At 63.6% G+C, this 10,822-nt stretch carries 9 protein-coding genes; 5 read left to right on the forward strand and 4 right to left on the reverse strand.

Annotated features, from left to right (window positions below; translation table 11 throughout):
* Window positions 1-18 precede the first annotated feature (18 nt).
* The 4 genes from U6115_RS17480 to U6115_RS17495 form a co-directional block, all read right to left on the reverse strand.
* Window positions 19-372, reverse strand: coding sequence for a hypothetical protein (locus U6115_RS17480; RefSeq protein ID WP_146008457.1), 354 nt, complete (start codon window positions 370-372; stop codon window positions 19-21).
* 208 nt (window positions 373-580) lie between these two features.
* Window positions 581-1,333, reverse strand: a complete 753-nt coding sequence (locus U6115_RS17485; RefSeq protein WP_052258061.1) for a substrate-binding periplasmic protein — start codon at window positions 1,331-1,333, stop codon at window positions 581-583.
* 101 nt (window positions 1,334-1,434) lie between these two features.
* Complete coding sequence (locus U6115_RS17490) at window positions 1,435-1,881, reverse strand: lipocalin-like domain-containing protein (RefSeq protein WP_043575333.1); 447 nt, start codon at window positions 1,879-1,881, stop codon at window positions 1,435-1,437.
* Between the two features lie 334 nt (window positions 1,882-2,215).
* Window positions 2,216-4,852 carry a family 20 glycosylhydrolase gene (locus tag U6115_RS17495; protein ID WP_043575749.1) on the reverse strand — a complete coding sequence of 879 codons (2,637 nt, stop codon included), beginning with the start codon at window positions 4,850-4,852 and terminating at the stop codon, window positions 2,216-2,218.
* Between the two features lie 421 nt (window positions 4,853-5,273).
* Here U6115_RS17495 and U6115_RS17500 point away from each other — a divergent pair, with 421 nt between their 5' ends.
* The 5 genes from U6115_RS17500 to U6115_RS17520 all read left to right on the forward strand — a co-directional run bounded on the left by U6115_RS17500 (window position 5,274) and on the right by U6115_RS17520 (window position 10,731).
* Window positions 5,274-7,385 (forward strand): TonB-dependent receptor domain-containing protein, encoded by a 2,112-nt coding sequence (locus U6115_RS17500; protein ID WP_043575335.1) that lies wholly within the window; start codon window positions 5,274-5,276, stop codon window positions 7,383-7,385.
* Window positions 7,386-7,501: 116 nt separating this feature from the next.
* Window positions 7,502-7,783: a DUF2218 domain-containing protein gene (locus tag U6115_RS17505; RefSeq protein WP_043575337.1), complete on the forward strand. Its 282-nt coding sequence runs from the start codon at window positions 7,502-7,504 to the stop codon at window positions 7,781-7,783.
* Window positions 7,784-7,793: 10 nt separating this feature from the next.
* Window positions 7,794-8,903, forward strand: coding sequence for an ABC transporter substrate-binding protein (locus tag U6115_RS17510; RefSeq protein WP_043575338.1), 1,110 nt, complete (start codon window positions 7,794-7,796; stop codon window positions 8,901-8,903).
* Entirely contained in the window at window positions 8,900-9,967 is a 1,068-nt protein-coding gene (locus tag U6115_RS17515) for a FecCD family ABC transporter permease (protein ID WP_047250105.1), read from the forward strand. Before U6115_RS17510 ends, U6115_RS17515 begins: the two co-directional genes overlap by 4 nt.
* A complete protein-coding gene (locus U6115_RS17520) occupies window positions 9,964-10,731 on the forward strand; it encodes an ABC transporter ATP-binding protein (protein WP_043575341.1) in 768 nt (255 codons plus the stop codon). The genes U6115_RS17515 and U6115_RS17520 overlap by 4 nt, the downstream gene beginning before the upstream one ends.
* The last annotated feature ends 91 nt before the right edge of the window (window positions 10,732-10,822 follow it).

Below are 10,822 nucleotides of genomic sequence, written 5' to 3' on the forward strand. Positions count from 1 at the left end.
TTTTCATTTCCGTTACTGCTAGAACTCATCCTTACCCTCAGCAAACACACCACCAGACTTCAGATGCTCGAGGATTTTCAACGCCAAGTAGCCATAAACAATCTCAGGTTTAGTGTCATTCTGAACATACCGAATATGTGTAACCGTGTGAGCTGTGCCTAGCCGCAGATTGGCCTCAACTACGCCCTTCACGACGCTAGCAATAACCTCTGCTTCGACTAACGGCTCATGACAGCATCCCCCTTTAGGCGGCAAACACTCGCAAGCCGGCTTATCTTGCACTCCGGCACCTAAACGGATCTGCAATAGATTATGCTTGGGACCTGTAATCATAAAAGCAGCTATAAATTCACCAAAACGAACAAAATGCATGTAATGTTTTTTAACGCAGAGTTAACTAGGCCCTAGGCTAGGCTGAATAGAATGAAGCTCAACGCTTACCAAGAAAATCATTATGAGCGTTATAAATCCCAAAGTAAACACTGAATTTATTGGATTCAGCCCAATCTATAACCGAGCCAAACCGCCAGTCAAAAAAGAATGGAATCCATCCTACTAACCTACATCCTATCTCTTTAATTCATTGAACCGCCTTGTCAGTCAGCCTGTATTTTTTCTTGAGCTCCATAACCAAAGGCTGGTTTTTAGCAAGGAATTCATTGAATTGCTTGATCACCTCTCCTTGGCGGATGCTGGAAAGGGAAAAATCATTGCTTTCAAAGGGAAGCTTTTTATCAAAAACTAGCGCGCCCGGCTTGTGAATCACCACATCAAGGTAGTAGTTGATGACTATCGGGCTGGCATAGACCGCGTCGTAGTGCCCCGTCATCCCCAAAGCGATCACCTTGCCGAACGAATCCTCCTGATAAACCCGAATGCTTCCATTATTGATCTTTTGCCGCATGGTCTGATCAAAAGGCCAAGGCGTAAACCCTCGCATGGTCACGATAGCCTGAAGCGAATCCTCGGACAATTGATCTATCTTCTCCGGCTTCACCAGCAATCCTTCGCTGACATTGACTACGGGATCGCTATAGAGGACGGATTTCCCTTTTTTCATGTCCGCTTGCCAATGCGGGTTGTCCGGATATTTGAAATCAATCGAATTGTCATTCAGAAATGTATGGAACAGCCTTGAAACTGGAAGCGGCATGTAAGTAAATGAATGGCCGGATTGTTTTGCAAATGCGTCAAGCAAGTCTCTGCCATAGCCGGAGAATTTTCCATTGGCGTAACTATGCAGCGGGTAATAGTCAATTTCTTCCACACCTACGACAAAGGAATCGGCAGCGGCGCTGCCAATGAATGCCGTGCAAAGAAGCGCCGTCACCATTGATGCCAGTCTCATTTCACACCACGCAATCACATCGACATGCATTGAAAAACATGAGCGAAGCCTCCTGCTTGAAAAGGTGGCTCTGGCAGACCAGAGGCTCATTGCGAACACAGCCCGGACGACTCCCGCACCAACCCAAGCACTCCTCGTCCCATTGCATTGTCCGCCGCCAACGGGTTCGGCATCCAGGCGGTGAAGACGACCAGCGCATCGCCATCCAACTGGTAGAAACGCTGCTGCTCGGTGCCGTTCCAGGCTTCGTTCCAGCAGCTGTCCACCTGGACGATGAAGCTGTCCGCATCCACCCTATATCGTCCGGTATAGGCCATCACAGTGCGATAGAGCGCGGCCTGTTGCGCGTCGGTGCCGCCCGGTTCGCGCGCCTTGGCGGTCACCAGCACCATCATCCGGCCGTCGGCGCCGAAAATCAGGCGGCCATTTGGGTCGGCTCCCCATGGCTGGGTACGCGCTTTCGATTCCTGCAGCTCCAGCTCAAAAGAAAGCAGCCGCCAACTGCCGTGAAGCCTGCTATCGCGCTCTGACATATTCCATCCTGTCGCCATTTGCCTGAATGGTTCTGCCTGCTGGCTGCAAGGCAAGCCGACTTTCCACCGCCGTAAGCAGCTCCGCGGGATGCTCGGCATCGCGCGAATCCGCAGACTACAACCATGCTAGCACAAGGGCATAGCCATGCCGGATGAAGCAGGCGCCAGCTATTCAACAAGCGTCCGCGCCCATGCCTTTTAAAGATTCATGCCAATAAAAACAGCGAGCCAAAGGCCCGCCGTTTCTTTGCCAAACCGATCTGGCATTCCAAACGCACCCGCACAAGACATCGCGGTTTTCATAGCACGGACCCGCATCTGGCCCGCGCCCCCTTCACTGTCCGGACAGGCTCTCCGCCCGGCCGGCGCGGCGGCCGTCCTGCGAGACGCCGCGCCAGTAATTCGCCTGCACCTGCTGGCCGGGCTGGTAGGTTTGCCAGCCATGGCCGTCGTACGAATATTGCAGGCGCGCGCCCGGCCATTCCGTCGTCGCCGTCTGGCCCTGGCTGCCGGTCCGCACCGCCGGCATCGACACCCGGTAGCCGACGCCGGCATGTTCCAGTTTCGGCGCTTCGCGCCAGCCCAGCACCGCGGCGAACTGCTGCCAGTCGGCGTTCAGCGCCGCCTTGTCCACCAGGTGCGTCACGCCCAGCTGGTAGGTTTCGCCCACCGTGTAGGGCCGCTCCCACGCCGCCTTGTGCCAGGCGCGCTCGGCCAGCGCCAGCAGGCGCGGATAGACCATGGTTTCGAACTCGGCGTCGGTGCGCATCACCTCGGTCCAGGCCTGGCCCTGGATGCCGGCGTAGCGCGCCGGCGCGGCGGCGCTGGTCACCGCGAACGGCTGGCCCTGGCGGTCCGGCATCACTTCGGCGTTTTGCGGCAGGTTGTCCGGCGCGAAACTGAACACCTTGTAGCTGTCGGTATCGCGCGAGGCCCAGTAGTAGCCGTGCTCGCGCGGGTTCAGCTCATAGGGGAAGTCGAAATACAGGTAGTCCGGCATGGCCAGCACGGTCTGGAAGCCCTTGGCGGCATAGCCGTTCACCGCCTGCGCCGCGCCCCAGTACAGCGTGTCCCATTCGGTGACCATGGTGTTGCGGGTGGCGAAGTCCGACGCGCCGCTGGCGCCGGCCACGCCGTCCTGCCACGCCGCCATCGTCGGGATGCCTTGCTCGGCGACGATGCGGCTGGCCGTCTGCGCAAACTTCAGCGGCAGCTGGTCCACGCTGCTCAGTTGCCCCTGGGCGATCTGCGCGAGGCAAGCCGGCGAGCGGCCCCATGGCTTGTCCTGCTGCGCCATGTTCACCTTGCCCTTGGACGGGTCGCCGCCGCTGGCGTCCTGGAAGCCGGCGCCCAACAGGATGTTCTTGGCCTCGTCGCCGCCGAAATGCCAGATCTGCAGCGGCTGGCCGGCCTCGCGGTGCATCTGTGCCACTTCGGACACCAGCTTGGCGACGAAGCGCGCGCTGCCCGGCACGCAGGGATTGAAATAAGTGCGGCGGTCGTAAAACTGCACCGACAACGTATTGGATTGGTCCTGCGGATCCAGCAGCCGGTATTCGGCCGCCGCCTGCGGCCGGCCCTGCGCCACCAGCTTGCGATAGCGCGCCTCCATGGAGACCACGGCGGCGCGGGCGTGCGCCGGCATGTCGAACTCCGGAATCACCTCGATGAAGCGGGCCTGGGCGTAGCGCACCAGATCGATGTAGGCGGCGCGGGTCAGGTAGCCGCCGCCGGACTGGTTGGCCGGACCGGAGCCCAGCTGCGGCACCAGGCACTGGGTTTCGCTCAGGTCGTGGCAACGGCGCGCGCCGACCTCGGTCAGCTCCGGCAGGCCGGGAATCTGCAGCCGCCAACCTTCGTCGTCGGACAGATGCAGATGCAGCTTGTTGAGCTTGTAGGCGGCCATCTGGTCGATCAGGCGGCGCACGGTGGCCGGCTGTTTGAAGTTGCGCGCCAGATCGGCCATCATGCCGCGGTGGGCATAGCGCGGCGCGTCCTCCACCGTCATCCATTGCGCCTTGCCGCCGTTTTGCGGCAGCAGGCCCAGCAGCGTCTGCACGCCGTAGAACACGCCGGCGGCGTCGTAGCCTTCCACCTTCACGCCCTGCCGGCCGATCTGCAGCCGGTAGCCGCCGGAGACGGCGATATCGGCCGGCAGCCGCGTACCGACCACGCCGCCCGCCACTCTGACCCCGGCCGGCCGCAATCCCAATTGCGCCGCGCGCTGGGACAGCGCCTGGCTTTGCGCCGGGCTCAGGCCGAACAGATTCAGGGTCAGCCCTTTCACCTCCAGCTGGCCGCCGCCCAGTTGCTGCCGCAGCGCGGCCGGGATGACGCGGTTGGCGACCTGGGCGGCCGACAGCTGCTGACCGCGCTGGGTGAATGTCAGATAGCGTTGCTGCGGCGTGGCCAGCGGCCGCAGCTCGCCGGCCGGGTTCTTCCAGTTGTCGCCGCGCAACGGCAGCAGGTAGCTGGCCTCGTCGCTGCCATCGTGCGCCAACAAGGCAGGCGCCTGGCCGTCCACCACCACGTAGGGGCGCGGCAGCACATCGCTTTCCTGCAGGATCCAGTATTCGTCTATCAGCGGCAGCTCCAGCCGCTGGCCGGCGGCCAGGCCCTGGAAAGCGGCGGTGGGCGTCAGCTGGTACAGGTCGCCGGTGATGTGGCGGATGGCGAACTGCGGCGTGTCCAGCTTCAGGATGCGGCGGATGCTGTGCAGGTACAGGCTCCAGCCGCCGCCGGCCGGCACCGCCTGGCCGCCCTGGTTTTCCAGAATCAGCCGCCCTTTCAGGCAGGACGCCCAGTCCGCGCCCAGGTCGGAACACGGCGCGCCGGCCGCCGCGCCTCTGTTGCTGTCCACCGCCACCCGCATCGACAGGCTTTGCCCCAAAGCCGCCGCGTCCGGCGCCGCCCACGCCGCCGTTGTCGCCGCGGCCAGCGCGGCCGCGCCCAGCAATCGCTTCACGCTCATCATCCACTCCCCGTTTATGCACTGCGCCATGAGCTGGGCCGCCATGCGGCGTCCCACTGGAATTTCCACTCGCGACCATCATGCGAATGACATTTGGCATTTAAGTGGTATTAGAGGTGGTATGCAAGCGGTATCGACACGCCTGCTTGATGCAAGGCAAGCGCATCCAGATTTGCGGCGCGCGGCGGACAGCCGCCGCCGGTGTCCTGGATGGCGGCGGTTTTCACGCGCGCGAACCTCGCCACTACGTCGCGCCAACGATAATGAAAACAATTCCTATTTACACAAAATAGACTTAATGCGAAAATAGCGGGCCATTTGACATTCTATTGCGCATTCATTCCATAAAAACGCAGCAACGATCGCCGCAGCGCGCCTGCCAAGTGGACATACGTTCCGTGATGAACTCTGGGTAATCAAAATGAAAAAAAATCGCCTCCCGCCTCGCGCCGTCGCCAGGCATGGTTTCCGTCTCGCCCTGCTGTCCGCCGCGGCAGGCAGCCTGCACATTCCCGCGGCCTTCGCCGCCGAATCCGAAGCGGTGCTGCCGTCGGTGGTGGTGACCGCCTCCGGCTACGAGCAGAAGATCAAGGAAGCCCCGGCCAGCATCTCGGTGATCACCCGCGAAGACCTGGAAAAGAAGCCGTTCACCAATCTGACCGATGCGATCCGCGACCTGGAAGGCGTCAACATCAACGGCTCCGACCCTACCGACAAGGACATCTCCATCCGCGGCCTGCCCGGCGAATACACGCTGATCATGGTGGACGGCCGCCGCCAGAGCACCCGCGAAGTCCGCAGCCGCGGCACCGGCGGTTTCCAGCAGTTCCAGATTCCGCCGCTGGAAGCGATCGAGCGCATCGAAGTGGTGCGCGGCCCGATGTCGTCGCTGTACGGCTCCGACGCGATGGGCGGCGTGATCAACATCATCACCCGCAAGGCGCCGAAGGAATGGCACGGCGCGATGACGCTGGGCGGCACCATCACCGAACATTCCAACGAAGGCAACACCGGCCAGAGCAGTTTCTGGCTGGGCGGCCCGCTGGTGAAGGACCTGCTGTCGCTGCAGCTGTACGGCGCGCTGAACAATCAGGCCGAAGACAAGATCTACTACGCCAACAGCATGGCTGGCGGCAAGAACACCAGCCACGTCGGCGACATCAACGCCAAGCTCGGCTACACGCCTAACCAGGCCAACGAATTCGTGTTTGAGGCAGGCCACAACGCGCTGCGCCAAACCACCACTCCCGGCATGAGCCTGGCCCCCGACGACGACAAGACCGACCAGTACGACACCCGCGACCACTGGAGCCTGAGCCACGCCGGCAAGTACGGCAACGTCCGTTCCTCTCTCGCCCTGTATCAGGAAATCGAGAAGACCCGCACCGACATCAATAATGTCAACGACGGCAAAGATCTGAAGCTGACCAACACCACGCTGGATGGCCAGCTGTCTTTCCTGTTTGACCGCCACACGCTGAAAACCGGCGTTCAGGTCGGCCAGCAACAAGGCACCGGCATGCAAGCGCAGGAAGCGCTGAAGCCGCCGTTCAAATACACCGGCGCGCCGAATCCGGACAAGGTCACCGTCAATACCTGGGCGCTGTTCGCGGAAGACACTTACGACCTGACCGACACGCTGGCCATCACCGGCGGCGCCCGCGTCGACCATCACAGCACTTTCGGCACCCACTTCACGCCGCGCCTGTACCTGGTAGAGCACCTGACCCCGTACCTGACGCTGAAAACCGGCGCCAGCACCGGCTTCAAGGCGCCGACCATCCGCCAGAGCACCGCGGGCTACTGCATGCGCACCGGCAGCCAGGTGGAAACCGGCCTGCTGTGCGGCAACCCCAATCTGAAGCCGGAAGAAAGCCTCTCGTATGAAGTGGGCCTGCAGTTCGACAACAACCGGAACCTGAGCGGCAGCGCCACCGCGTTCTACAACCGCTTCCGCAACAAGGTGGTCAGCTTCGGCACCGATCAATTTACCAACGAGTTGATCGCCAAAGGCAAACCGGCCCGCGTTTACGTGTACGGCAACGTGGACAATGTGAACATCGGCGGTCTGGAGCTGTCCGGCAAATGGGCGTTTGCGCCGCAATGGACCGTATCCGGTAATTACACCTACACCAAATCGAAGCGCGAGGGCGGCACGGAAACCACCTTCGACGGCCACTCGCTGGACGGCTTCCCGCTGGACAAGACACCCGAGCACGCCGGCAACGTGAAGCTGGACTGGACGCCGATGGAAAAGCTCGGCCTGTACACCCGCCTGAACTACGAAGGCAAGCAGTACTACACCGGCTTCCGCAACGGCGCGATGAATGTGCGCACCCGTCCCGGCTCCAGCACCTGGGACCTGGGCGGCACCTACCACATCAACAAGACTTTTGACGTCAACTTCGCCGTGTTCAACGTCGGCGACCGCAAGGTGGCCATCGACGATCGCGGCCGCTACAACGGCCTGGACGGCAACTGGATGGTCGACGAGGGCCGCCGCTATTGGCTGACCCTGAGCGGCAAGTTCTAAACCCCGCGCTCCCCGTCCGCGCCGCAAACGCGGGCGGGAAGCTACGCACGGCAGTTGCCGGACCCTATCGGTCCGCCAACTGCCTGTTCCCGTTTTAGAAGAATGGAGAAATCATCATGCTGAGCAGCCGCGCTTCCCTCACCACCGCCAACGCCGACAAGGTGCTGTACAAGCTGTGCAAGCACTACGCGCTGAAAGTGCCGGTGGATTTCGACACCGAACGCGCCCATGTCCAGTTTCCCATCGGCACCTGCGACATCCAGCGCGCGGGCGACACGCTGGACATGGTGTGCGCGGCCGACGCCGCCGACAAGCTGGCCAAGATCGAATTCATCATGGACGAGCACCTGGGCTTGATGGCCAAGCAACCGGAACTCAAGCTCGACTGGCAAAAGTAAGGAATACCCGATGAAGACCGTATTATCCCGCCTGCTGGCGGCCGCGCTGCTCGCCGCCGCCGCGTTGTCGGCCCAGGCCGCCATCGTCACCGACATCGCCGGCCGCAAGGTGGAAGTGCCGGCCAAGGTGAACCGCATCCTGCTGGGCGAAGGCCGGCTGTTCTATTCCTTGGCGCTGCTGGAAGGCAAGCAGCCTCTGGCCCGCGTCGCCGGCTGGCAGGGCGATTTCCGCCAGCTGGACCCGCAAACCTACGCCCAGTACAAGAAACGCTTCCCGGAGATCGACCGCATCCCGCTGATCGGCAAGACCAGCGAAAACTCGGTCAGCGCCGAGAAGGTGCTGACGCTGAAGCCGGACATCGCCATCTTCAGCATTTCCGGCCACGGTCCGGGCCTGAACAATCCCATCGTCCAGCAGCTGCAGGCGGCCAAAGTGCCGGTGGTGTTCGTCGATTTCCGCAACGCGCCGCTGGAGCACACCGTGCCCAGCCTGCGCATCATGGGCAAGGCGCTGCAGCGCGAGGCCGAGGCCGAGCGCTTCATCCGCTTTTACCAAAGCCGGATAGACGCCATCCGCAAGACGGTGGCCGCCATCCCGGCACAGCAGAAGCCCAAGGTCTTCCTTGATCTGCGCGCCGCCGCCTTCCCCAACGTCACCAGCGCCGGCAAAGGCAGCCTGGGCGAGCTGGTGGATGCCGCTGGCGGCGTCAATATCGGCGACAAGCTGATTCCCGGCGCGGTGGGCGAGGTGAACATGGAACACGTGCTGGCCTCCAAACCCGACTGGTACATCGGCACCGGCACCGCCGACGTGGCCGACAAGATCGGCATCCAGTTCGGCGCCGACATCTCGCCGGCCCAGGCCCGCGAATCGCTGGCCCGCGCCGCCGCGCGCAAACCGGTGGGCGCGCTCGCCGCCGTGCGCGACGGCCGCACCTTCGGCGCCTGGCACCACTTCTACAACACGCCCTACCACATCGTGCTGCTGGAAGCCTTCGCCAAGACGCTGCAGCCGGCGCGCTTCGCCAAACTGGACCCGGACGCCAGCTGGCAGCAGCTGCACCGCGACTTCCTGGCGATTCCGCCGCAGGGCACCTACTGGGTCAAGGGAGGCAAATGAACGATTCCGCCCTGCCCCCGCTCACCGCCGCCGCGGTGAGCGGCGACTACCGCCGCGCGCTGCTGCGCCGGCTGCTGCTGGTGGCCGGCCTGTTGGCGCTGCTGGCGCTGTCGCTGTCGCTGGATGTCACCACCGGCGCCAGCGGCATGCCGCTGGCCGAATTCTGGCGCACGCTGCTGGAACCGTCCGCAGCCGATCCGGCCACCGCCGTCATCGTCTGGGACATCCGCCTGCCCTACGCGCTGATCGCCGTCGGCGCCGGCCTGGCGCTGGGCCTGGCCGGCGCGGAGATGCAGACCGTGCTGCACAACCCTCTGGCCGACCCGTTCACGCTGGGCCTGCAGCCGGCCGCCGCCTTCGGCGCGGCGCTGGCGCTGCTGCTGGGCATCAGCCTGCCCGGCATTCCCGCGTCGTGGATGCTGCCGGTCAATGCCTTCGTGTTCGCGCTGGGCTCGGCGCTGCTGCTGGACCTGGTGGCGCGCTGGACGCGGATGGCTGCCAGCGGCGTGGTGCTGTTCGGCATCGCGCTGTTCTTCAGCTTCAACGCCCTGGTGTCGCTGCTGCAATTCGTCTCCACCGCCGACGCGCTGCAAGACCTGGTGTTCTGGCTGATGGGCAGCCTGTCCCGCGCCGACTGGCCCAAGATCGGCCTGATCTTCGCCGCCTTCGCGCTGATCCTGCCGTGGTCGCTGGCCAACGCCTGGCGGCTGACCGCGCTGCGCCTCGGCGAGGACCGCGCCGCCAGCTTCGGCATCGACGTGCGCCGGCTGCGGCTGACCTCCCTGCTGCGCGCCAGCCTGCTCACCGCGCTGGCGGTGGCCTTCGTCGGCACCATAGGCTTCATCGGCCTGATCGCGCCCCACATCGCCCGCAGGCTGGTGGGCGAGGATCACCGCTTCTATCTGCCGGTGAGCGCGCTGACCGGCGCGGCCATCCTGTCCATGGCCTCGGTGGTCACCAAGAACCTGATTCCCGGCGTCATCGTGCCGGTGGGCATCGTCACCGCTCTGGTGGGCATCCCCTTCTTCATCGTCATCGTCTTGCGCAACGGAGGCCGGACATGAGCGAGCAGCTGTCCATCGAAAACCTGTCGGTCAGCTACGGCAAGCGCCGCGTCATCCATCAATTGTCCGTGCCCTGTATGCGGGCGGGCGAGGTCACCGCCCTGCTCGGCCCCAACGGCAGCGGCAAGTCCACCCTGCTGCGCGCGCTGGCCGGCCTGCAGGGCGGCGACGGCCTGGTCCGCCTGCGCGGCCGCCCGCTCAGCCGCCAACGCGGCGAGGTGGCCTACCTGCCGCAGACGCTGCCGCCCTGCGTGCATCTGACGGTGTTCGAATCGCTGATGGTGGCCGGCCAGGCCACCGCCGCCGGCCTGTTCCGCCGCCACGACGACCAGCAGGTATTCGCGCTGCTGCAGTCGCTGGGAATCGACCACCTGGCGCTGCACTTCCTCGACCAGCTCTCCGGCGGCCAGCGCCAGCTGGTGGGCATCGCCCAGGCGCTGATCCGCGAGCCGGCGGTGCTGCTGCTGGACGAGCCGCTGTCGGCGCTGGACCTGAATTACCAGTTCCACGTGATGGACCTGCTGCGGCGCGAAACCCGCCGCCGCGGCATGGTGACGGTGATCGTGCTGCATGACCTGAACGCGGCGCTGCGCCACGCCGACCGGGTGCTGATGCTGAAGGCCGGCCAACTGCTGGCCAACGGCGATCCGGACCAGGTGATAGACGCCGTCACGCTGCAAGCGGTCTACGGCGTCAACGGCCGGGTGGAGCGCTGCTCGCAAGGCGTGCCCCACGTGCTGGTGGACGGCCTGGCCGCAGGCTGACCCTCCCGGCGGGACGGCCAGCGCCGTCCCGCCTGATTGAATTCTCCCTTTTTCTCACGCAATGCGATTGAAATTGATATTCAATCGCATT

Origin of the sequence: Chromobacterium subtsugae (genome assembly GCF_035919665.1) — a bacterium.
GTDB classification, from domain to species: domain Bacteria; phylum Pseudomonadota; class Gammaproteobacteria; order Burkholderiales; family Chromobacteriaceae; genus Chromobacterium; species Chromobacterium subtsugae.

Excerpts from the sequence above, each read along its gene's own strand:
- U6115_RS17500 (WP_043575335.1), top strand. The coding sequence starts at position 5,274 with ATGAAAAAAAATCGCCTCCCGCCTCGCGCCGTCGCCAGGCATGGTTTC.
- U6115_RS17490 (WP_043575333.1), bottom strand. The coding sequence starts at position 1,881 with ATGTCAGAGCGCGATAGCAGGCTTCACGGCAGTTGGCGGCTGCTTTCT.
- U6115_RS17495 (WP_043575749.1), bottom strand. The coding sequence starts at position 4,852 with ATGAGCGTGAAGCGATTGCTGGGCGCGGCCGCGCTGGCCGCGGCGACA.
- U6115_RS17480 (WP_146008457.1), bottom strand. The coding sequence starts at position 372 with ATGCATTTTGTTCGTTTTGGTGAATTTATAGCTGCTTTTATGATTACA.
- U6115_RS17485 (WP_052258061.1), bottom strand. The coding sequence starts at position 1,333 with ATGGTGACGGCGCTTCTTTGCACGGCATTCATTGGCAGCGCCGCTGCC.
- U6115_RS17520 (WP_043575341.1), top strand. The coding sequence starts at position 9,964 with ATGAGCGAGCAGCTGTCCATCGAAAACCTGTCGGTCAGCTACGGCAAG.
- U6115_RS17515 (WP_047250105.1), top strand. The coding sequence starts at position 8,900 with ATGAACGATTCCGCCCTGCCCCCGCTCACCGCCGCCGCGGTGAGCGGC.
- U6115_RS17505 (WP_043575337.1), top strand. The coding sequence starts at position 7,502 with ATGCTGAGCAGCCGCGCTTCCCTCACCACCGCCAACGCCGACAAGGTG.
- U6115_RS17510 (WP_043575338.1), top strand. The coding sequence starts at position 7,794 with ATGAAGACCGTATTATCCCGCCTGCTGGCGGCCGCGCTGCTCGCCGCC.